A 22,031-nucleotide genomic window follows, 5' to 3' on the forward strand; every position below is an offset into this window, starting at 1 on the left:
TGGTCGGGGTGAGGGGATTCGAACTCCTGACATCCTGCTCCCAAAGCAGGCGCGCTACCGGACTGCGCTACACCCCGAGATGGCTCCGCGACCTGGACTCGAACCAGGGACCCAATGATTAACAGTCATTTGCTCTACCGACTGAGCTATCGCGGAACTGAACTTCGGTACAACTTACCGATTTGCTACTCCGAAGGCTGTGTTCGCTTCGGACTCTTTAGCTTCTTAGCTTTCGCTTTGTCGCTGCTGAGGCCGGCTATTCTACATTCTTCGTTTTGCTTGTCAACCACTTTTTTTCATTCAACTTACTGATTTGTAAGTTGTTTTGCGGTCACCGATGTTGCTGGTGATTCGCTTAGTGCCTGACAACGCGGCGTATATTAGGGTCACTCGAATTTTGATGCAAGCAAAAATTTCAAAAATTTCAGCAAGTTATCCTGAATTCCCCGAAAGCCCCGATTTTACTGGGCTGTGCCGGCCTCTTCGCGGGTAAACCCGCTGCCACAGGGGCGCCACAGCGCCTGTGAGAAAGCAAAAAAAAGCCCCGCAAAAGCGGGGCTCATGGTGAAACACATTACCCAAAGACGATTTCGTCGCCTTCCACTGTGGCGGTAATCGAGGTACCCGGCACAAACTGGCCAGCCAAGATCAGCTGCGCCAGCGGGTTTTCGATCCAGCGCTGGATAGCCCGCTTCAGCGGCCGTGCGCCGTACACCGGGTCGTAACCCACGGCAATCAGCTTGTCCAGGGCCTCCGGGCTCAGGCTCAGCGACAGTTCGCGCTCCAGCAGACGGCTGCGCAGGCGGCCCAGCTGGATCTCGGTAATGCCGGCGATCTGCTCGCGGCCCAGTGGCTCGAACACCACCACTTCGTCGATACGGTTGATGAACTCCGGACGGAAATGCGCGCCCACTGCATCCATCACCGCCGCACGCTGTGCCTCGCGGTCGCCTACCAGTTCCTGGATCTGTGCCGAGCCCAGGTTGGAGGTCATCACGATCACCGTGTTGCGGAAGTCCACGGTGCGCCCGTGGCTGTCGGTCAGGCGGCCGTCTTCCAGCACCTGCAGCAGCACGTTGAACACATCCGGGTGGGCTTTCTCCACCTCATCCAGCAGCACCACCGAGTATGGCTTGCGCCGTACGGCCTCGGTCAGGTAACCGCCCTCTTCATACCCTACATACCCTGGTGGTGCACCGATCAGGCGAGCCACGGAGTGTTTCTCCATGAACTCGGACATGTCGATACGCACCATCGCCTCTTCGGTGTCGAACAGGAACTCGGCCAGCGCCTTGCACAGCTCGGTCTTGCCCACACCGGTGGGGCCGAGGAACAGGAACGAACCGCTTGGCCGGCTCGGGTCGGACAGCCCGGCACGCGAGCGGCGCACGGCGTTGGCCACGGCGGTCACCGCCTCGTTCTGGCCGATCACGCGCTGGTGCAGCAGCGCTTCCATTTTCAGCAGCTTCTCGCGCTCGCCTTCCAGCATCTTGGACACAGGGATGCCGGTCCACTTCGACACCACTTCGGCAATTTCTTCCTCAGTCACCTTGTTGCGCAGCAACTGGTTTTCGGTCTTGCCGTGCTGGTCGACCATCTGCAGGCTGCGCTCCAGGTCGGGGATTACCCCGTACTGCAGCTCGGCCATGCGGCTCAGGTCACCTTTGCGGCGGGCGGCTTCCAGTTCCTGGCGGGCCTGTTCGATCTTTTGCTGGATCTGCGCAGAGCCCTGCACTTCGGCCTTTTCCGATGCCCAGATTTCTTCCAGGTCGGAATATTCACGCTCCAACCGCTCGATTTCTTCGGTCAGCTTCTCGAGGCGTTTTTTCGCCGCTTCGTCTTCTTCCTTCTTCAGCGCCTGCGATTCCACCTTCAACTGGATCAGGCGGCGATCAAGGCGGTCGAGCACTTCCGGCTTGGAGTCGATCTCCATGCGGATGCGGCTGGCCGCTTCGTCAATCAGGTCAATCGCCTTGTCCGGCAGCTGGCGGTCAGTGATATAGCGGTGGCTGAGCTTGGCGGCTGCGATAATGGCACCGTCGGTGATGGCCACCTTGTGGTGCACTTCATAGCGCTCTTTCAGGCCACGCAGAATCGCGATGGTGTCTTCCTCGCTTGGCTCCTCTACCAACACCTTCTGGAAGCGGCGCTCCAGGGCGGCGTCCTTCTCGATGTACTGGCGGTACTCGTTCAGCGTGGTGGCGCCGACGCAGTGCAGCTCGCCGCGCGCCAAGGCTGGCTTGAGCATGTTGCCGGCGTCCATGGCGCCTTCGCCTTTACCGGCGCCGACCATGGTGTGCAGTTCATCGATGAACAGAATGATCTGGCCTTCCTGCTTGGACAGCTCGTTCAAAAGCGATTTGAGGCGCTCTTCGAACTCGCCGCGGTACTTGGCACCGGCAATCAGCGCGCCCATGTCCAGCGCCAGCAGGCGCTTGCCCTTGAGGCCATCAGGCACTTCACCATTGATAATGCGCTGGGCCAGGCCTTCGGCGATGGCGGTTTTACCCACACCAGGCTCACCGATCAACACCGGGTTGTTCTTGGTACGGCGTTGCAGCACCTGCACGGTACGGCGGATTTCGTCGTCACGGCCAATCACCGGGTCCAGCTTGCCTTCTTCGGCACGCTTGGTGAGGTCGACGGTGTACTTGTCCAGCGCCTGGCGCGACTCTTCGGCGTTGGCATCATTCACTGCCGCGCCGCCACGCAGGTTGTTGATGGCGTTTTCCAGGGCTTTCTTGCTCACGCCCTGGCTCAGCAGCAGCTTGCCGAGCTTGCTGTTCTCGTCCATGGCAGCCAGCAACACCAGTTCGCTGGAAATGAACTGGTCGCCCTTCTGCTGGGCGAGGCGGTCGGCCTGGTTAAGCAGGCGTGCCAGGTCCTGCGACATGTTCACGTCGCCGGTGGGGTTCTGGATTTTCGGTAGCTGGTCGAGCTCTTTCACTAGTGCCTGGCGCAGGCTGTTGATGTCGAAGCCAACCTGCATCAGCAGCGGCTTGATCGAACCGCCCTGCTGTTCAAGCAGTGCCTGCATCAGGTGCACGGGCTCGATGGCTGGGTGGTCCATGCCAACGGCCAGGGATTGAGCATCGGATATCGCTAATTGCAGCTTGCTGGTCAAACGGTCTATTCGCATGGTGTACCTTCCTTTAAAGGGCAGGTCGGAGCGATGGACAGCGCCTGTTTATGAAGAAACCTGCCTGAGATGACCTTATAGATAAGGCTGATTCTGGAAGATTCAAGCGTAGCGGGGTTGACCGAAGTCAACCTGTTGGATTAACGGAGGCCATTCGCGGGCGAGTCCGCGAAGAGGCCAGTACAGGCTAGCGGGGTTGCAGCCACACCAGTGATGCAAACCGCCCACCCTGCGGGGTACGGCGATAGGAGAAGAACCGCGCATCACTGACCGTGCACAAGCCGCCGCCATACACGGCAGTTACGCCACGGGCAGCCAGACGAATGCGCGCCAGCTGGTAGATATTCGCCATAAGCTTGCCAGGCCGTTCGCCCTCGACGAATGCCCGAGCGGCTTGCGGGTGCACGGCGGTAAAGGCATCACGCACTTCCAGCCCCACTTCGAAAGCCTGTGGGCCAATGGCCGGCCCCAACCACACCAGCACTTCTTCAGGTGGCAGTGCCAGGCGGTCCAAGGTGGCTTCCAGCACGCCGCCCGCCAACCCGCGCCAGCCCGCATGCGCCGCCGCCACGCGAGTACCGGCCCGGTCGCAGAACAGCGCAGGCAGGCAATCGGCGGTCATCACCGTACAGGCAATGCCAGGCTGGTCGGTCCAGCTGGCGTCCGCCTCGGCCACCAAGGCCGGGTCGGCATCCGCCACCACCAGCCCATGCACCTGCTTGAGCCAGGCCGGCTGGATGGCGAACGTGTCGCTGAGGCGACGGCGGTTCTCGGCAACGGCAGCAGGGTCATCCCCTACGTGGTCGCCAAGGTTGAAGGTTTCGTAGGGCGGCAGGCTGACGCCGCCCTGACGGGTGGTGACACAGGCGCGAACCGAGGCCGGGGCCGGCCAGTCGGGAAACAGCAGCGACTGCGTCAGGCCACTCATCCGATAAAGCTCTCGCGGTCTTCGCTCAGCAGCGACAGCAACCAGAGGAAGTCATCGGGCAGTGGCGATTCCCACTTCATGATTTCACCGGTGATCGGGTGAGCCAACGCCAGGAAGCGCGCATGCAGCGCCTGGCGAGGGAAGGTTTTCACCGCCTCGACCATGGTCGGGCTGGCAGCCGGTGGAATGCGGAAGCGCCCACCGTACGTCTGGTCACCGACCAGCGGGAAGCCAACGTGGGCCATGTGCACACGAATCTGGTGGGTACGGCCGGTTTCCAGCTTTACCCGCACGTGGGTGTGCGAGCGGAAGCGCTTGAGCACGCGGTAGTGGCTGACCGCCGGCTTGCCGCCGTCGGTGACTGCCATGCGCTGGCGCATGCCGCCGTGGCGGCCGATCGGGGCATCGATCTTGCCACCGGAAGTTACCACGCCGATCACGATGCATTCATAAATGCGGCTGACCTTGCGCGCCTGCATCTGCTCGACCAGCCTGGTCTGCGCTTGCAAGGTCTTGGCCACCACCATCAAGCCGGTGGTGTCTTTATCCAGCCGGTGAACGATGCCGGCGCGCGGTACGTTGACGATGTCTGGCACGTGGTGCAGCAGCGCATTGAGCAGCGTACCACTGGCATGACCGGCAGCCGGGTGCACAACCAGCCCGGCAGGCTTGTTGATTACCATGATATGGTCGTCTTCGTAGACGATATCCAGTTCGATATCTTCTGGGATCCACTCGCCCTGGGCCTCTTGTTCGGCCTGCAGTGCTAGCAGCGAGCCACCATAGACGGTGTCTCGAGGGCGCACAACGGCGCCATCGACCGTCAGGCGGCCCTCTTTGATCCACGAAGTAAGCCGCGAACGCGAGTACTCAGCGAACAATTGGGCGGCGACCTGGTCGAGGCGTTGGCCGCCCAGTTCGGACGGTACCTCTGCGCTAAGTTGAATGATCTCGGACATGCTCGATTCGGCGGGCGCACAGCCTTTGGTTTCGGCTGCGAGCTTGTGGTTAAATACGGCTTCTTTTGTCCCGGGGTTGGCCGGGGCGCTCATCATAACAGGACGGCACCGCCCAAGACAGCGGCCGTCAAAGGGACGCAAGCCGCCATGCAAGTGAAACACCTGCTGCTGATCGCCATCCTCGGGCTTACCGCGGCCTGTTCCTCTAATAAAGAGGTCATTGACGAGAACCTCAGCGAAGCCGAGCTGTACCAGCAGGCGCAAGCTGACCTGGACAACTCCAGCTACACCAGCGCCGTGAACAAACTCAAGGCCCTGGAGTCGCGCTACCCGTTCGGTCGCTATGCCGACCAGGCGCAGCTCGAGCTGATCTACGCCAACTACAAGAACTCCGAGCCCGAGGCTGCCAAGTCGGCCGCCGAGCGCTTCATCCGCCTGCACCCGCAGCACCCGAACGTCGACTACGCCTACTACCTCAAAGGCCTGACCTCGTTCGACCAGGACCGTGGCCTGCTGGCGCGCTTCCTGCCGCTGGACATGACCAAGCGTGACCCGGGTGCCGCCCGCGACTCGTACAACGAGTTCGCCCAGCTGACCAGCCGCTTCCCCAACAGCCGCTACTCGCCCGACGCCAAGCAGCGCATGATCTACCTGCGCAACCTGCTGGCCTCGTATGAAATTCATGTGGCCGACTACTACCTGAGCCGCCAGGCCTATGTGGCCGCCGCCAACCGTGGCCGCTACGTGGTAGAAAACTTCCAGGAAACCCCATCGGTCGGCGACGGCCTGGCGGTGATGGTCGAGTCGTACCAGAAGATGCACCTGGACGAACTGGCCGCCAGCAGCCTGGAAACCCTCAAGCTCAACTACCCGGACCACCCGAGCCTGGCCGATGGCGAGTTCCAGCCCAAGCAGACCGAGTCTGACGGGCGCGGCTGGCTGTCCAAGGCCACCCTGGGCCTGATCGAAACCGATACGCCGCTGCCGCCGGGCGAAACCCGCGCCAACCAGGACGTGGTCAAGCAGTTCCAGGACGCGCGTGACGAGATGCCGCAAGAGCTGCTACCGAAAGACGAAAACGGCGATCCGATCGTGCCGGAAGGCCCGAAAGCAGCCGAAAAAGACCGTTCCTGGTTCAGCTACATGACCTTTGGTCTGTTCGACTGACACACAGCGGTAAATGAAAGGGAGGCCTTGGGCCTCCCTTTTTTATTGGCCGCGCCCTAGACTGTCAGCTTCTTCAATCGACAAGCTGGACACCATGGTTCGCCTACTTTTCTGGATCGCCCTGATCGCCGCCGCGTTCTGGCTGTGGCGCAAGTTCAAAGTCAGCCAACAGTCGCACCCCGAGGCGAAGCTGGATGCGCCCCTGCAGATGGTGCGCTGCGCCCATTGCGGCGTGCACCTGCCCAACGACCGGGCGCTGCAGCAGGGCAAAGAGTGGTATTGCAGCCAGGCGCACCTGCAACAGGGGCCTGGCCAACAAGGCTGAACACCAAACCGCTGCAGGAGCGGCCTTGCCTCGCCATAGGGCCGCGCCTACAAAGCATCGTGTACTTTCTGTAGCCCCGGCGATCTCAACCCAGACGCCCTGCTGGTGCATACGGCGCCGGGTCGATGATTGGCTCGGCCCCGGTCAGCAAGTCGGTAAACAGCTGGCAGGAAGCCGGCGCCAGCACCAGCCCGTTGCGGTAGTGACCGCAGTTCAGCCACAACCCCTCGTACCCTGGCACCGGCCCGATGTAGGGAATACCCTCGGGCGAGCCCGGCCGCAACCCGGCCCAGTGCCCCACCACCGTGGCCCCTTCGAGCCCTGGCAGCAACTCCACCGCCGATGCCTTCAGGCTTTCCAGCGCATCTTCGGTCGGGGTCTTGTCGTACCCGGCATGCTCCAGCGTACTGCCCACCAGAATGTGCCCATCCCGCCGCGGGATCGCATAGCGCCCCTTGGCCAGCACCATGCTCGGCAAAAAGTCCTCGGCGCACTTGAACAGGATCATCTGGCCCTTCACCGGCTCTACCGGCAGCTCAAGGCCCAAGGTACGCAACAGGTCGCCACTCCAAGCCCCGGCACTGAGCACCACCTCATCCGCCGCCAGCACGCCTTCAGCGGTCTGCACGCCGGTCACGCGCCCGCCCTGCTGAACAAAGCCGGTGATCTGGCAGTTCTCTCGCAGGGTTACGTTGGGCAACGCCAGCAGCGCCGCCTTCAGCGATTTCACCAGGCGCGGGTTGCGCACGTTGGCTACACCGGCCATGTAGATGGCGCGCTTGAAGCCCGGCCCCAGCACCGGCACCGCGTCGTAGGCCGCCGAGATATCCACGGCACTGAGCGGCCGCTGCTCACGTTCGGCCCAAGCCAGCGCTTCGGCCTCGTCATCCAGGTCGAGCCAGTACAAGCCCGTGGTGTGCACTTCGGGGTCGACGCCGGTGCTGGCGAACAAGCGCTCGCCCAGCTGTGGATAAAAGTCCTGCGACCAGTGCGCCAGGGCGGTGACTGCCGGGCTGTAGCGCCACGGGTACAGCGGCGAAACAATGCCGCCGCCGGCCCACGACGACTCACGGCCGACTTCGCCCTGATCACACACCACCACCTGCCCGACCTTGGCCGCCAGGTTGAACGCCGTCAGCAGGCCGATCACCCCGCCGCCGACCACCACTACTTGCTTGCTCATCTGTCGATCCAACACCTGAAGTAAAACCGCGATGCACCGGGCACCATTCAACCTTCAGCTTCCCCAGCAGTGCTCGCTGCCGTCAACGGCACCGGGGTTGCGCTGCACACCGGCCTGGTCGAGCTGGAAGTCGCCACAGCCATCCTGCGCCATCAGCCCATGGGGCAGCCGCCGGGCGCGCAGCGTGAAGGTGTCGCTGTCGCGCTGGGCCTGCAGGCTGTAATAGCGGGTACCGTCGGGCAAGGCCGGGTCGCCCTGGGCATATTGGCCGGTGCGTACGCGGTGGCGCTCCAGGCGCAGGGCGGCATCATGCAGCAGGCCAACCACTTCGCTGCGTGCGGCTCGCCGAAGCTGGTCGCTGTAACTGGGGTAGGCAATGGCTGCCAGAATGCCGGTCACGGCCAGCACAATCAACAACTCGATCAGGCTCAAGCCTTGCTGCATGTCAGTCTCCTCTCAGTCTTTGCCGCCAGGTGATGCGCCGGGTTGTGTCACCGGCCACGGCGTAGACGGCCTCCAGCACATGCCGGGACTGGGTTTGCTTGCTGACGGCCGTTATCCGGAACAAGGTGACAAGCAGCTCATCCGGCATATGCGCAGCGCAGGTGCTCGTGCCCAGGTTCTGTACATGGAAGTAACCGCTCTGTGTGACCTGCCACTGCCCGGCCAGATCGTGCGGTCGAGCTGGCGGCAAGCACGCGGTACACCGATCGGGAGGTGCCCGCTTGAGCTCACCCGCACCTGCTTGCAACGCGGCCTCGGCCTCTTCGAACGCCAGCAGACCATCGCGCATGTAGCCAGCCATTCGCGTCTCCACCAAGGCCTCGCGCAGGGCCGAGACCGACAACAAGCCGAGCAGCAAGCTCAGTACCAACGCCAACAGCAGCACAACACCGCGTTGACGCTTCATGGCCCCGGCACCGGGTTGCGCAGTGCCACGCTCAGTTCATGGCGCTGTACGAGTTTGAGCGTGGGCTCGTACAACGTGAGTGCGATATCTACCCGCTCTCCCCGGGGCGTTTGCACACGCTCGAAATGCACTTCTCGCACATTCTCCACCAGCGGCTGGAAGCTGGTTCGTCGTCTAAAGCTCAGGGTATCGCCGTTAAGCTGGTAGACGTACTTGCTAACGGGATACGCCAGTGGGTGGGGCTTGCTCGCGCTTTGCCCATCCTCCACAGATACCTTTTCAAGGCAGTCTGTCTGCAAGAACCAGTCAGGTGCTCCTGCCTGCCCGGGTAGCTCTGCTACCACGAGGCTCAGCATGGACGGTGCCACCTCCAGAGGACGGGCGAAGGCCTGCTGTGCAGTGGAGCTCTTGAAGTCGTCAGGTCGCAGGCGCAGGCAGCCGAACATTCCGGCCATGCGAATATCCTGAGCCATACGCAGCAACGCCTGACGTGCCTCATCCTGCATGCGCACCGCGGTACTTTGCAGGCGCCACGTCTGGTGTGCCGAAGCGAAGAGCTGGCTGGCTGCGGCCAGCAGCATCAACCCGATGGCCAGCGCCATCACCACCTCAAGTAAACCGAACCCGCTCTGACGGGCCTTCATCGCCGCCTCTCAAGCTCACTGTGCGCCGCCATTGCCGCCTGCCCATCACGGCGCGCGCTGTCCGCAGCCTGCAATGCCTGCAACTGTATTGATGCCGTTGCGAACATGCCCACGGCCACAACCACGACCGCCAACAACACTTCCATGAGCGTCATGCCCCGTTGCCTCGCGTGCATCCCTGCACCTCCTGCGACTTTTCCTGCAATAGCCCTGAACCTGGCCGACTAGACCGCCTGGCCAGCGAACGTGAAGCTATAGCCAAGCACTTCCAGGGAGGAATGCACGGTGAAGCAACGAGGCGTAACACTGATACAAATGTTGTCGGCCTTGGCCATAGCTGTCTTGCTGACACAGCTCGGTATGCCGGCCTACGCCAGGATGAGCGACGACCTACACAGGGCAGCCGCGGCGCGTGATTTGGCACAGGCACTGCGCAGCGCACGCAGCCACGCGATGCTGCAAAGCCAGCCGGTGCTGGTGCAGGCGCTGGACGGTAATTGGGGGAATGGTTGGCGGGTGGTGCTGGAGCATAACCAGCAGCTGCTGCGCGAGCAGCGCCTTTCGAGGCCGCTCAACATTACGAGCAATCGCGGGGAGCAGTTCAAGTTCAGTGCGCTGGGCGTTCCAATGACGCTGAACAACAGCTGGTTGGGAACAACGCTGGAAGTGTGTGAACGCTCATCTGCCAGCAGCCGATATCAAGTGGTGCTGGCATCGACCGGGAGAGTCAGATTGCTTGCAGAGGACCGAAACAATACTCGCTGTGCAAGTACATAGCCTTGAGCCGACCTTGCCGGCCCTATCGCCGGCAAGCCAGCTCCCACAGGGATATCACTGCCTTCAAGGCTTGTGCAGTACCTGTAGGAGCTGGCTTGCCGGCGATGAGGCCAGTACAGGCTTCAGTCAGATCAGCGAGCGAACCCGCAGCTCTTTTGGCATCGAGAAGGTGATGTTCTCTTCACGCCCGTCCAGCTCTTCAGCACCGGTAGCGCCCCAGGCCTTGAGCTGTTCGATCACGCCACGTACCAGCACTTCGGGGGCCGAAGCACCCGCAGTGATGCCAATACGCGCCGACTGTTCGAACCAGCCCTGTTGCATGTCCTCGGCACCGTCGATCAGGTAGGCCGGGGTGCCCATGCGCTCGGCCAGCTCACGCAGGCGGTTTGAGTTGGAGCTGTTCGGGCTGCCGACTACCAGCACCACGTCGCACTCGCCCGCCAGTTGCTTAACGGCGTCCTGGCGGTTCTGGGTGGCGTAGCAGATGTCGTCCTTACGCGGGCCACCGATGTTCGGGAAGCGCGCACGCAGGGCGTCGATGACGCGGCTGGTGTCGTCCATCGACAAGGTGGTCTGGGTCACGAAGGCCAGGTGGTCAGGGTCGCGCACCTGCAGCCTGGCTACATCATCTTCGTCTTCGACGAGGTAGATGGAACCACCGTTGCTGGCGTCGTACTGGCCCATGGTGCCTTCGACTTCCGGGTGCCCTTCGTGGCCGATGAGAATGCACTCACGGCCGTCGCGGCTGTACTTGGCCACCTCGATGTGCACCTTGGTCACCAGCGGGCAGGTGGCATCGAACACTTTCAGGCCACGGCCAGCGGCTTCCTGGCGCACTGCCTGGGAAACACCGTGAGCACTGAAGATGACGATGACATCGTCCGGCACCTGGTCCAGCTCTTCGACGAAGATGGCACCGCGGTTGCGCAGGTCTTCTACCACGAACTTGTTGTGCACCACTTCGTGACGCACATAGATCGGCGGGCCGAAGACTTCCAGCGCGCGGTTGACGATCTCGATCGCCCGGTCGACCCCCGCGCAAAAGCCGCGAGGGTTGGCGAGTTTGATTTGCATGATCGGCTCCAGGCTTACAGGGCCTTCACCTCGAGGATCTCCACCTCGAAGGTCAGGGTCTTGCCAGCCAGTGGGTGATTGAAGTCGATGGTCACCTGGTCGTCATCGAACGCTTTGACCACACCCGGCAGCTCGGCGTTGGCGGCATCGTTGAAGATGATCAGCAGCCCGTCGGACAGCTCCATGCCCTCGAAGTTGGACCGCGGCATGACTTGCACGTTTTGCGGGTTGGGCTGGCCGAAGGCGTTCTCCGGGGCCACTACCACGGTGCGCTTGTCACCGGCCTTGAAGCCGAACAGCGCGTTTTCGAAGCCCGGCAACAGGTTGCCATCGCCAACCTTGAAGGTGGCCGGCGCTTTGTCGAACGTGCTGTCGACGGTGTCGCCGTTTTCCAGGTGCAGCGCGAAGTGCAGGGTGACTTCGGTGTTCTGGCCGATACGGGTGTCAGTCATGGACCGGATCCTCGGACTTCTTGCTCTTGAACATATCCAGCGCCAGCATCACCGCACCAACGGTGATGGCGCTGTCGGCCACGTTGAAGGCCGGGAAGTAATGGCGGTTTTGCCAGTGCACCAGGATGAAGTCGACCACATGGCCCAGCACGACGCGGTCGTACAGGTTGCCAATGGCGCCACCCAGCACCAGCGCCAGCGCCACGGCCAGCCAGGTTTCGTTGCGCCCCAGGCGCTTGAGCCACACCACCAGCACGGCACTGACCACCACGGCGATCAGGGCGAACAGCCAGCGCTGCCAGCCAGCGCCATCAGCGAGGAAGCTGAAAGCGGCGCCGGTGTTGTAGGCCAAGGTCCAGCTGAAGTAGTCAGGGATGACCACAATCTGCTGGTACATGGTCAGGGCGTTGTTGAAATACAGCTTGGTGGCCTGGTCGACGACCAGCACCAGCAAGCTCAGCCAAAGCCATGCAAGGCGCCCGAAGCGCCCCACTGCCGGGTTAGGCATAGTGACGCACCTCGCCCGAACCGGTCAGGTTATCGACGCAACGGCTGCAGATTTCCGGGTGCTCCGGGTGGCTGCCTACGTCGGCGCGGAAGTGCCAGCAACGGCCGCACTTGGCATGGCCGGACTTGACCACTTTCAGCTTGAGGCCTTCGACTTCGGTGGCCACGGCGTCCGCCGGTGCCTGCACGAACGGCACCACGCTGGCGGCCGAGGTGATCAGCACGAAGCGCAGCTCGTCGCCCAGCTTGCCCAGGTCGGCGCTCAGGCCTTCGTCGGCATACAGGGTGACTTCGGCCTGCAGGTTGCCGCCGATGACCTTGGCGGTACGCTGGTTTTCCAGCTCCTTGTTGACCGATGCCTTCACCGCCATTACACGGTCCCAGTAGGCGCGGTCCAGCTCGGTGCCTTCCGGCAGCTCGCTCAGGCCCTGGTACCAGCCGTTGAGCATCACCGACTCGTTGCGCTCGCCCGGCAGGTATTGCCAGATTTCGTCAGCGGTGAACGCCAGGATCGGCGCAATCCAGCGCACCAGCGCTTCGCTGATGTGGTACAGCGCGGTCTGGCAGGAACGGCGGGCGACACTGTTGGCGCCGGTGGTGTACTGGCGGTCCTTGATGATGTCGAGGTAGAAGCCGCCCAACTCCTGCACGCAGAAGTTGTGCACCTTGGAGTAGACGTTCCAGAAACGGTACTCGCTGTAGTGCTCTTCAAGCTCGCGTTGCAGCAGCAGGGTACGGTCCACGGCCCAGCGGTCCAGTGCCAGCATGTCTTCCGGGGCCAGCAGATCGCGGGCCGGGTCGAAACCGGACAGGTTGGACAGCAGGAAGCGTGCGGTATTGCGGATACGGCGGTAGGCGTCGGCGCTACGCTGCAGGATCTGCTCGGAAACCGCCATTTCACCGGAATAGTCAGTGGCCGAAACCCACAGGCGCAGGATGTCGGCACCCAGGGTGTTGTTGACCTTCTCCGGCTCGATGGTGTTACCCAGCGACTTGGACATCTTGCGGCCGTTCTCGTCCACGGTGAAGCCGTGGGTCAGCAGTTCGCGGTACGGCGCGTGGTTGTCGATGGCGCAACCGGTGAGCAACGACGAGTGGAACCAGCCACGATGCTGGTCGGAGCCTTCCAGGTACAGGTCGGCGACCGGGCCGGTGGCGTGGCCGATATCGTGCGAGCCACGCAGCACGTGCCAGTGGGTGGTGCCGGAGTCGAACCACACGTCCAGGGTATCGGTGATCTTGTCATACTGGCCCGCTTCTTCACCCAGCAGTTCGACGGCATCCAGCTTGAACCAGGCCTCGATACCTTCCTGTTCGACGCGCTTGGCCACCGCTTCCATCAGTTCGACGGTACGTGGGTGCAGCTCGCCGGTCTGCTTGTGCAGGAAGAACGGGATCGGCACGCCCCAGTTGCGTTGACGCGAGATGCACCAGTCCGGGCGGTTGGCGATCATCGAATGCAGGCGCGCCTGGCCCCAGGCCGGCACGAACTTGGTCTCTTCGATGGCCTTGAGCGCGCGCTCACGCAGCGGCTCGCCAGTGCCTGGCTGCTTGTCCATGCCGACGAACCACTGCGCGGTTGCGCGGTAGATCAGCGGGGTCTTGTGGCGCCAGCAGTGCATGTAGCTGTGGCTGATGGTTTCGGTGTGCATCAGCGCACCGGCTTCGCTCAGCTTCTCGACGATGGCCGGGTTGGCCTTCCAGATGAACTGGCCGCCGAAGAACTCCAGCGACTCGACATACACGCCATTGCTCTGCACCGGGGTGAGAATGTCGTCGTTGACCATGCCGTAGCGCTTGCAGGTGACGAAGTCGTCTTCACCGTAGGCAGGCGCGGAGTGAACCACACCGGTACCGGCGCCCAGTTCGACGTAGTCGGCCAGGTAGACAGGCGACAGGCGGTCGTAGAACGGGTGGCGGAAGTTGATCAGCTCCAGGGCCGAACCCTGGGCAGTGGCGACGACCGAGCCTTCCAGGTTGTAGCGCTTCAGGCACGACTCGACCAGCTCTTCGGCCAGCACCAGCAGACGCTCGCCGGTATCGACCAGGGCGTACTTGAACTCCGGGTGGATGTTCAGCGCCTGGTTGGCGGGGATGGTCCACGCAGTGGTGGTCCAGATCACGATGGCGGCTGGCTTGGCCAGCGCGTCCAACCCGAAGGCGGCAGCCAGCTTGGCCTCGTCGGCAACCGGGAAGGCCACGTCGATGGTCTGGGATTTCTTGTCGGCGTATTCGACTTCCGCTTCAGCCAGGGCCGAACCGCAATCGAAGCACCAGTTCACAGGCTTGAGGCCCTTGAACACGAAGCCTTGCTTGACCATCTCGGCCAGGGCACGGATTTCACCGGCCTCGTTGGCGAAGTTCATGGTCTTGTACGGGTTGTCCCAGTCACCCAGTACACCCAGGCGAATGAACTCGGTCTTCTGCCCTTCGATCTGCTCGGCGGCGTACTCGCGGCACAGCTCGCGGGTGCGGTCGGCAGACAGGTGCTTGCCGTGGGTAACCTCGACCTTGTGCTCGATCGGCAGGCCATGGCAGTCCCAACCCGGTACATACGGCGCATCGTAGCCGGCCAGGGTCTTGGAGCGGACGATCATGTCCTTGAGGATCTTGTTCAGCGCATGACCGATGTGAATCTTGCCGTTGGCATAGGGCGGGCCGTCGTGCAGGACGAACTTGGGACGATCCTTGCCAATTTCGCGCAGCTTCTGGTACAGGCCAATGCTGTCCCAGCGCTGCAGGATCTGCGGTTCGCGCTGAGGCAGGCCGGCCTTCATGGGGAAGGCGGTGTCCGGAAGGTTAAGCGTGGCTTTGTAGTCGGTCATTTCAGGCTCTTCGTTAGCGGTTGAGCGTGCCAATGTGCACGTGCGGCGGCGATATCCGCATCGATCGCCGACTTCAGCGCCTCCAGGGAGGCGAATCGCTGCTCTTCACGCAGCTTGTGGTGGAACTCCACCGTCAGACGCCGGCCATACAGGTCGCCGGCAAAATCAAGAAGATGAATCTCCAGGTGCGGGCGCCCATCACCGGCAACGGTGGGACGCACGCCAATATTGCCTACACCCGGCCAGGCCTTGCCGTCGATTTCGATGCTGGCCAGGTAGACCCCGGACAGCGGCACGCGGCGGCGCTTGAGCTGGATGTTGGCGGTAGGTGTGCCGAGCTGGCGGGCCAGCTTCTGGCCATGCAGCACACGGCCGGTGATGCTGTACGGGCGGCCCAGCAGGTGCTCGGCCAGCTCGAAGTTACCTTCGCACAGGGCCTTGCGCACTTCGGTGCTGCTGACCCGCAGGCCGTCCTGGATTACCGTGTTGGCGGCCTCGACGGTGAAGCCGTACTGCTTGCCGGCCTCGATCAGGAAGGCGAAGTCGCCGGCGCGGTCGCAGCCAAAGCGGAAGTCATCACCCACTTCGAGGTGGCGCACGCCCAGGCCGTCGACCAGGATGGCTTTGACGAAGGCATCGGCGCTGAGCTTGCTCAGGCGCTGATTGAACGCCAGGCACAGCACCCGGTCGATGCCCTCGGCGGCCAGCAGTTCGACCTTGTCGCGCAGGCGGGCCAGGCGCGCCGGTGCGGTATCGGGGGCGAAGTACTCGCGTGGTTGCGGTTCGAAGATCACCACGCAGGTCGGCAGGCCCAAGGCCTGACCACGCTCGCGCAGGCGCGCCAGGATAGCCTGGTGGCCGCGGTGAACCCCGTCGAAGTTGCCAATGGTGGCGACACAGCCCCGGTGCTCGGGGCGCAGGTTGTGAAGACCTCGAACCAGCTGCATAACGCGCTTCTTGCTCATAAAGTGGCCGATTATAACCACACCCGGGCGCCGGTGACAGGCAGCAGCGCCCAAGGGCGGCGTGGAATATGAAAAACCGACGCCTGACCCGCCTGACGCCTCAGTGCAGGGCCTTGCGAGCGAAGTGCCGGGGCCGGAAGCCGCACAGGTACAGGCAGCCGAAATACGTCACGACACCTGCCACAATCAACGCCCCAAGCCGCAGGAAGCGCTCAAGCATGATGCCCTGCTCCCAGGCCGGCATATAGTGCATGCCCGCCAACAGTACCGCCGACATCAGCACCACTGCCAAGACAAGCTTGAGCAGGAACATTGCCCAGCCTGGCTGTGGCTCGAACAACTGCTGGCTGCGCAGCTTCCAGAACAGCAAGCCGGCATTCAGGCAGGCACCCAGGCTGATTGCCAATGCCAGGCCGGCATGTGCAAGCGGGCCGACCAGGGCGAGGTTGAACAACTGGGTACAGACCAGGGTGAAAATCGCAATCTTTACCGGCGTGCGGATATTCTGCTGCGCATAGAAGCCGGGTGCCAGCACCTTGACCAGAATGATCGCCAGCAAACCTACCGAATAGGCCATCAGCGCCCGCTGTGTCATGGCCGCATCAAACGCACTGAACTTGCCATATTGAAAGAGCGCAACGGTCAGCGGCTCGGCAAGGATGGCCAAGGCCAAGGTGCACGGCAGCACCAGCAGGAAGCATAGGCGCAGGCCCCAGTCGAGGATCCGCGAGTATTCCTCGCGGTCCTTGTTGGCGTAGGTCTTGGCCAGGGTGGGCAGCAGGATGGTGCCCAGGGCCACGCCCAGTACGCCTGAAGGCAGCTCCATGAGGCGGTCGGCGTAATACATCCACGACACCGAGCCGGCCACCAGGAACGAGGCGAAGATGGTGTTGATGATCAACGAAATCTGGCTCACCGACACCCCGAGAATCGCCGGCAGCATCTGTTTAAGTACCCGCCACACACCCGCGTCCTTGAGGTTCAGGCGCGGCAGTACGAGCATGCCGATCTTCTTCAACGCTGGCAGCTGGTACAGCAACTGCGCCAGGCCACCCGCCAGCACGCCCCAGGCCAGGGCCATGATTGGCGGGTTGAAGTACGGCGTCAGCAGCACGGCGAAGGCAATCATCGCCACGTTCAACAGGGTCGGGGTGAAGGCCGGTACCGAGAAGCGGTTCCAGGTATTGAGGATCGCACCGGCCAGGGAAGACAGCGAGATCAGCAATATATAAGGAAAGGTCACCCGCAACAGGGAGGTGGTCAGCTCGTATTTTTCTGCGTTGTCGACAAAGCCTGGGGCTGTTGCCCACACCACCCACGGCGCCGCGAGGATGCCGATGGCAGTCACCAGGGCGAGGACCAGGGTCAGCAGGCCGCTGACATAAGCGATGAAGGTACGTGTCGCCTCCTCGCCCTGCTGGGTCTTGTATTCGGCCAGGATCGGAACAAAGGCCTGGGAAAACGCACCCTCGGCAAAAATGCGCCGCAACAGGTTGGGCAGTTTGAACGCGATGAAAAAGGCGTCGGTGGCGACGCCGGCACCAAAGATGCGCGCCAGGATGGTGTCGCGAACGAAGCCCAGCACCCGCGAAATCATGGTGATCGAGCTTACTGCGGCCAGGGATTTGAGCAGGTTCATCGAAAAGATTCACGCCAATGGCAGAGGACGCTGCCAGACAGCGTCCGAATGTGCGATACTCCCGCGCCTTCGCAGGGGAGCCAAAAATTCCCGAGTGTACAGGTCGCGCAGCAGAAAGGAATCTTTCCCTCTTGTTGGCGCACCGCTCGGCGGAACCTTGCAGGTGGCCTTGACAATCGATCTCTTGATCGGCATGATTCGCGGCCTATTTTGTTTGCTATTTACCTAAAGTCTTTCGAGGAGCTCGACGGTGGCCAACACACCTTCCGCCAAGAAACGTGCAAAACAGGCTGAGAAGCGTCGCAGCCACAACGCCAGCCTGCGTTCCATGGTCCGCACCTACATCAAGAATGTAGTTAAAGCCATTGACGCAAAAGACGCCGAAAAAGCGCAAGCCGCTTACGTTCTGGCTGTACCTGTAATCGACCGTATGGCCGACAAAGGTATCATCCACAAGAACAAAGCTGCTCGTCACAAAGGCCGTCTGAATGGCCACATCAAGGCGCTGAAAGAAGCTGCAGCTGCCTAAGCGACGCGCTATTCGAAAAACCGACCCTAGGGTCGGTTTTTTGTTGCCTGCGATTTATGCTTGCTGGCACGGCCCCATATGAAACTCGGTCTCTGTGGGAGCGGCCTTGCGCCGCGAAAGGGCTGCGGAGCAGCTCCGGCAATCTCAGCTTCTGCGCCAAGACCGAGGGGCCGCTACGCGCCCCTTTCGCGACGCAAGGCCGCTCCCACAAAAAAGCGGGGCCGCGGTTGGCGGCCCTACTTTTTTTTACATTACTTGGCTATCTGAATCTTCGGCGCCCACTGCAGCCAGTCATCCTCTGCCTTGTCGAACAACGCGAAGGTCTGCTGCGGCCGCGCCGGGTTGCCCATCTGCTCGCCATCCGGCGTTGCAAAGGCGATACCGCCATCGATCAGAGTCTCCACCGACTCGGTACGCACGGTAGCCCCCTTGAACAGCCCCCAGTCGAAACCGAAGCCACTGCTGTTCCAGAAGCGGCTGCCACTACGGACCAGGGCTGCATAGCGCGGCTCGATGAGGATATGGATCAGCACGCGGTCAGCGCTCTGGCCCAACTCGAAACCCGTCACCTTGCCAACCGCAACCTCTCGATAGGTCACTGGCACACCGGGCTTGATCGAACCACGCCGTGGCGCACTGAGCGTCAATGGCAAGCCCACCTCAGGCCCAGCCACTTGCGGGGCATCGGCCAAAGCGATGAAGTCGCGCTGCGGGCCACGGTCCTTGGCTGCCGGCTGCACCTCCAGGTACTGCCCGCCAATCAGCGTGTCGAGGTTCTCGGTGCGTACCAGGCCCAAGGCTGGCTTGACCACCCAGAACTGCGTACCGGCACGAGCAATACGGCCCGCCGCCTCGGTGATACGTGCCCGCAGCAGCACTGCCTGCAAGTCATCGGTCAGGTCGACGCTCTCGATACTGCCCACATCCAGGCCACGGAAGCGGATTGGCGTACCCGGCTTCAGGCCATCTGCACGGTCTACACGGACGGTGATCAAGGTACCCGCGCGGTTTACCGCTTCCTGGCTGTCATGCAGACGGAAGCGTGGAATGTGGCGTTTCAGCGCCACATCGGGCCGTGGCGTGTCGAACGCAATACCGCCGGCCATCAGCGTTTGCAGCGATTCACTCTTGATCTTGATGCCCGACAGCCCCCCGGTCAGGGTAATGCCACTGACGTTCCAGAAGCGCGACGAGCCGTTGACCAGCTTTTCGTATTCCTTCTCGATATGCACACCGATCAGGATACGGTTGCTGTTACGAGCAAACTGGTAGCTCTGCACGCTACCCACTTTGACTTGGCGGTACATCACCGGGCTGCCGATTTCCAGAGAACCCAGGGTATCGGCGAACAACACCATGTGCAGGCCTGGCGCCTTGAGGTCGAGCGGCGGCGCCTTGGCGCGGGCCTCGAACTCACGCTCGGGCCGTTCACCCTTCTCACCCGGGCGGATGGCGATGTAGTTACCTTTGACCAGCGCCTCCAGGCCGGTGATACCTGCCAGGGAAATCGACGGCTTGACCACCCAGAACTGCGTGCCCTCGACCAGATAGTCTTCGGTGAGCGGGTCCAGCGTCAGCTCGGCCGATGCGCTGGACAGGTTGTCTTCCATCTTCAGGGCTTTCAACGAGCCCACTTGAATGCCCTTGTACATGACCGGCGTGCGGCCTGCCTGCAGGCCCTCGTAATCGCTCAGCTTTACCTTGACCCGTATACCCGCCTGGGCGGCGTCGAAGTCTTCATAAAGGCGGAACGGTAGGCTAGGGTCGGTAGCCGGGCTGTCCTTGCGGTATTCCGGCGTGGCAAAGGCAATACCACCGGCTACGATGCTCGACAGCGACTCGCTGCGCACCTTCACACCTGACAGCGAAGCATCGATGCTGACGCCGCTGGCGTTCCAGAAACGCGTGTGCTTGCGCACCAGGCTGGCGTAGGCGGGCTCGATGAACACCTTGATCTCGACGGTGCTCTGATCCTCGGACAGGCGATAGCTTTTCACCCGACCCACCTGGATCTGCTTGTAGAAGATCGGGCTGTCACGGTTGAGCGAACCCAGCCTGTCGGCTTTAAGGGTCAGATGCAGGCCAGGCTCCGAATCCGAGAGCGGCGGCGCAACCTTCAGGGCGGTAAAGCGCTTGGTACGCTCACCCTCCCCCGGGCTGACGGCAATGTAGTTACCCGACACCAGTGTTTCAAGGCCGGTAATACCCGCCAGGCTGACACTCGGCTTCACCAGCCAGAAACGCGTGCCTTTGGTCAGGTGTGGTTCGGCGTCCTTGTTCATCTCGATGGTGGCGATCACACCTTGGTTGTCACCCTTGGCGTCGAGCAACAAGCTCTTCACTTTGCCTACCGGCATGCCCTTGTAGATGACTTCGGTCTTGTTGGCGACGATACCTTCACCCGACTCGAAGCGGACTTCAATTTCCACGCCGGCCTTGCTATAGGCCTGCCACGCGAGCCAGCCACCGATCATCAGGGCGATCAAAGGCAGGATCCAGATGGCCGACCAGTTCGAGGCTGGCCGGGTTTTAGCCGTTGGCAGATCACTCATGGTCGTCATCCGACTCCGTGTTATCCCAAATCAGTCGGGGATCGAAAGTTAAAGCGGCAAGCATTGTCAGGATCACCACAGTTGCAAAGGCGACAGCGCCCAGATTGGCTTCGACACTGGCTATTCGGCCGAAATTCACCACTGCCACCAGGATGGCGATGACGAAGATATCGAGCATGGACCAGCGCCCAATGAATTCGATGAAGCGGTACATCAATATCCGTTGCCGCGCTGAAAGCGGCTGGTGACGCTGAACGGAGTACAACAGCAAGCCGATGCCCACGAGCTTGAAGGTGGGCACCAGGATACTGGCAATGAACACCACCGCGGCAATCGGCACCATGCCGTGCTTGAGCAGGGTGATGACGCCGGACATGATCGTGTCGGGGCTGCCCTGGCCGAGTGTACTCACGGTCATGATCGGCAGCAGGTTGGCCGGGATGTACAGGATCGACGCGGCAATCAGCAGAGCCCAGGTACGTACGATACTGTTCGGGCGGCGGGCATGCACAATGGCGCCGCAACGTGTGCAGGTCTGCGAAGTGCCATCTGGCACTTGCCGGTTCAGTTCATGACATTCATTGCAGACAACAATGCCTGCATCAATCGCCCGCATGCAGGTCCTCCCCCGATAGCGCACTCCAGATCTGGTGCGGCGACATCACCACCTCCAGCCATACCTGGACCAATAACAGGCTGATGAAGCAGAACAGCCCCAGGCCCACGGTCAGTTCTGCCAGGTCCACCAGCTTGACGATAGCCACCAGCACACCCATGAAATAGACCTCGAGCATGCCCCAGTCACGCAAGTGGTGATAGATGCGGTAGAACAGCAGGCCGAAGTTGCGCCCCACGTTCAAGCGGATACTCAGCAATACCGCCAGCTGGCAAAGCAGTTTTGCCAGAGGGATGGCCATGCTGCACAGGAACACGACTACTGCCACACCGCGCATCTGCGAATTGTACAGGCCCAATACGCCGCTCCAGACAGTATCGTCCGAGGTCTGGCCAAGCAGGTGCAGTTGCATGATCGGTAGAAAATTGGCAGGTACGAACAGCAACAGCGCGGTCAGCACCAGGGCCAGGCTGCGGTTGACTACATTGTGCCGGTGGGCATAGAGCTCGTAGCCGCAGCGGGGGCATTCGGCTTTTTCATCGCGCTGCAGCACAGGCTTGCGCAGCAGCAGGTCGCATTCGTGGCAGGCGACAAGCTCGTCCAACGGCAATTGGGCCAGGGCTTCGGGTTCGACAGGATTGGGCATATAGCGCTTCTGGATAGGTGCGTGGGCCTATTCTAGTGTTCTGGCTCGAATTGTGGGAGGCGACTTACCACAGATCCCTGTAGGAGCAGCCTTGTGCTGCGAAGAGGCCATTGCAGTCGAAGATAATCTTTAGCCTTACCGGCCTCTTCGCAGCACAAGGCTGCTCCTACAGGGAGTCGGGCAGGACTGGGGTA

The 22,031-nt window shown here is 61.9% G+C and carries 21 protein-coding genes and 2 tRNA genes; 4 read left to right on the forward strand and 19 right to left on the reverse strand.

Features of this window, described 5'->3' with window-relative positions; all coding sequences use genetic code 11:
- The 5 genes from SB765_RS27525 to rluD form a co-directional block, all read right to left on the reverse strand.
- Positions 1–77: transfer RNA gene (locus SB765_RS27525), tRNA-Pro, on the reverse strand.
- Positions 78–80: 3 nt separating this feature from the next.
- Positions 81–156: transfer RNA gene (locus SB765_RS27530), tRNA-Asn, on the reverse strand.
- A 418-nt stretch (positions 157–574) separates the two neighbouring features.
- Complete coding sequence (clpB, locus tag SB765_RS27535) at positions 575–3,139, reverse strand: ATP-dependent chaperone ClpB (protein ID WP_016501583.1); 2,565 nt, start codon at positions 3,137–3,139, stop codon at positions 575–577.
- Positions 3,140–3,326: 187 nt separating this feature from the next.
- Positions 3,327–4,067, reverse strand: coding sequence for a peptidoglycan editing factor PgeF (gene pgeF, locus SB765_RS27540; RefSeq protein WP_410932246.1), 741 nt, complete (start codon positions 4,065–4,067; stop codon positions 3,327–3,329).
- A complete protein-coding gene (gene rluD / locus SB765_RS27545; protein ID WP_041168125.1) occupies positions 4,064–5,026 on the reverse strand; it encodes a 23S rRNA pseudouridine(1911/1915/1917) synthase RluD in 963 nt (320 codons plus the stop codon). The genes pgeF and rluD overlap by 4 nt, the downstream gene beginning before the upstream one ends.
- Before the next feature lie 147 nt (positions 5,027–5,173).
- Here rluD and SB765_RS27550 point away from each other — a divergent pair, with 147 nt between their 5' ends.
- Positions 5,174–6,193, forward strand: coding sequence for an outer membrane protein assembly factor BamD (locus tag SB765_RS27550; protein WP_049273319.1), 1,020 nt, complete (start codon positions 5,174–5,176; stop codon positions 6,191–6,193).
- A gap of 94 nt (positions 6,194–6,287) precedes the next feature.
- The gene (locus tag SB765_RS27555) at positions 6,288–6,518 is read left to right on the forward strand and encodes a PP0621 family protein (protein ID WP_016501587.1); all 231 of its coding nucleotides are present in this window, start codon (positions 6,288–6,290) and stop codon (positions 6,516–6,518) included.
- A gap of 85 nt (positions 6,519–6,603) precedes the next feature.
- Here SB765_RS27555 and thiO read toward each other — a convergent pair whose 3' ends face one another.
- The 5 genes from thiO to SB765_RS27580 are packed head-to-tail and all read right to left on the reverse strand — an operon-like array spanning position 6,604 to position 9,431.
- Positions 6,604–7,701 (reverse strand): glycine oxidase ThiO, encoded by a 1,098-nt coding sequence (gene thiO / locus SB765_RS27560; protein ID WP_410932247.1) that lies wholly within the window; start codon positions 7,699–7,701, stop codon positions 6,604–6,606.
- A 54-nt stretch (positions 7,702–7,755) separates the two neighbouring features.
- Positions 7,756–8,145: a type IV pilin protein gene (locus SB765_RS27565; protein ID WP_410932248.1), complete on the reverse strand. Its 390-nt coding sequence runs from the start codon at positions 8,143–8,145 to the stop codon at positions 7,756–7,758.
- A gap of 1 nt (position 8,146) precedes the next feature.
- Positions 8,147–8,611: a hypothetical protein gene (locus SB765_RS27570; RefSeq protein WP_410932249.1), complete on the reverse strand. Its 465-nt coding sequence runs from the start codon at positions 8,609–8,611 to the stop codon at positions 8,147–8,149.
- Positions 8,608–9,255, reverse strand: a complete 648-nt coding sequence (locus SB765_RS27575; protein ID WP_410932250.1) for a PilW family protein — start codon at positions 9,253–9,255, stop codon at positions 8,608–8,610. Before SB765_RS27575 ends, SB765_RS27570 begins: the two co-directional genes overlap by 4 nt.
- Positions 9,252–9,431 carry a prepilin-type N-terminal cleavage/methylation domain-containing protein gene (locus tag SB765_RS27580; RefSeq protein WP_016501592.1) on the reverse strand — a complete coding sequence of 60 codons (180 nt, stop codon included), beginning with the start codon at positions 9,429–9,431 and terminating at the stop codon, positions 9,252–9,254. The genes SB765_RS27575 and SB765_RS27580 overlap by 4 nt, the downstream gene beginning before the upstream one ends.
- 109 nt (positions 9,432–9,540) lie before the next feature.
- On the opposite strand from SB765_RS27580, the gene SB765_RS27585 reads away from it, so the two are divergent.
- Positions 9,541–10,032, forward strand: coding sequence for a GspH/FimT family pseudopilin (locus tag SB765_RS27585; protein WP_410932251.1), 492 nt, complete (start codon positions 9,541–9,543; stop codon positions 10,030–10,032).
- 126 nt (positions 10,033–10,158) lie between these two features.
- Here the strand turns inward: SB765_RS27585 and ispH are convergent, their stop codons facing one another.
- From ispH to murJ, 6 genes are all read right to left on the reverse strand, one after another.
- Positions 10,159–11,106 carry a 4-hydroxy-3-methylbut-2-enyl diphosphate reductase gene (gene ispH / locus SB765_RS27590; RefSeq protein ID WP_019473246.1) on the reverse strand — a complete coding sequence of 316 codons (948 nt, stop codon included), beginning with the start codon at positions 11,104–11,106 and terminating at the stop codon, positions 10,159–10,161.
- 14 nt (positions 11,107–11,120) lie between these two features.
- Complete coding sequence (gene fkpB, locus SB765_RS27595; RefSeq protein WP_016501595.1) at positions 11,121–11,558, reverse strand: FKBP-type peptidyl-prolyl cis-trans isomerase; 438 nt, start codon at positions 11,556–11,558, stop codon at positions 11,121–11,123.
- Positions 11,551–12,066 carry a signal peptidase II gene (lspA, locus tag SB765_RS27600; protein ID WP_016501596.1) on the reverse strand — a complete coding sequence of 172 codons (516 nt, stop codon included), beginning with the start codon at positions 12,064–12,066 and terminating at the stop codon, positions 11,551–11,553. The genes fkpB and lspA overlap by 8 nt, the downstream gene beginning before the upstream one ends.
- Positions 12,059–14,890 carry an isoleucine--tRNA ligase gene (ileS, locus tag SB765_RS27605; protein WP_410932252.1) on the reverse strand — a complete coding sequence of 944 codons (2,832 nt, stop codon included), beginning with the start codon at positions 14,888–14,890 and terminating at the stop codon, positions 12,059–12,061. Before ileS ends, lspA begins: the two co-directional genes overlap by 8 nt.
- The gene (gene ribF, locus SB765_RS27610; protein ID WP_016501598.1) at positions 14,887–15,837 is read right to left on the reverse strand and encodes a bifunctional riboflavin kinase/FAD synthetase; all 951 of its coding nucleotides are present in this window, start codon (positions 15,835–15,837) and stop codon (positions 14,887–14,889) included. The genes ileS and ribF overlap by 4 nt, the downstream gene beginning before the upstream one ends.
- Before the next feature lie 118 nt (positions 15,838–15,955).
- Complete coding sequence (murJ, locus tag SB765_RS27615) at positions 15,956–17,494, reverse strand: murein biosynthesis integral membrane protein MurJ (protein ID WP_049277614.1); 1,539 nt, start codon at positions 17,492–17,494, stop codon at positions 15,956–15,958.
- 250 nt (positions 17,495–17,744) lie between these two features.
- Here murJ and rpsT point away from each other — a divergent pair, with 250 nt between their 5' ends.
- Positions 17,745–18,023: a 30S ribosomal protein S20 gene (gene rpsT, locus SB765_RS27620; RefSeq protein WP_003247625.1), complete on the forward strand. Its 279-nt coding sequence runs from the start codon at positions 17,745–17,747 to the stop codon at positions 18,021–18,023.
- A 251-nt stretch (positions 18,024–18,274) separates the two neighbouring features.
- Here the strand turns inward: rpsT and SB765_RS27625 are convergent, their stop codons facing one another.
- From SB765_RS27625 to SB765_RS27635, 3 genes are read right to left on the reverse strand one after another with little or no spacing between them, the layout of a single operon-like run.
- Positions 18,275–20,575, reverse strand: coding sequence for a PqiB family protein (locus tag SB765_RS27625; protein ID WP_341797486.1), 2,301 nt, complete (start codon positions 20,573–20,575; stop codon positions 18,275–18,277).
- Positions 20,568–21,191 (reverse strand): paraquat-inducible protein A, encoded by a 624-nt coding sequence (locus SB765_RS27630; RefSeq protein WP_016501601.1) that lies wholly within the window; start codon positions 21,189–21,191, stop codon positions 20,568–20,570. The genes SB765_RS27625 and SB765_RS27630 overlap by 8 nt, the downstream gene beginning before the upstream one ends.
- Positions 21,178–21,837: a paraquat-inducible protein A gene (locus SB765_RS27635; protein WP_049277607.1), complete on the reverse strand. Its 660-nt coding sequence runs from the start codon at positions 21,835–21,837 to the stop codon at positions 21,178–21,180. Before SB765_RS27635 ends, SB765_RS27630 begins: the two co-directional genes overlap by 14 nt.
- Between the last annotated feature and the right edge of the window lie 194 nt (positions 21,838–22,031).

This window comes from Pseudomonas sp. SIMBA_067 (assembly GCF_046534675.1).
Classification (GTDB): domain Bacteria; phylum Pseudomonadota; class Gammaproteobacteria; order Pseudomonadales; family Pseudomonadaceae; genus Aquipseudomonas; species Aquipseudomonas putida.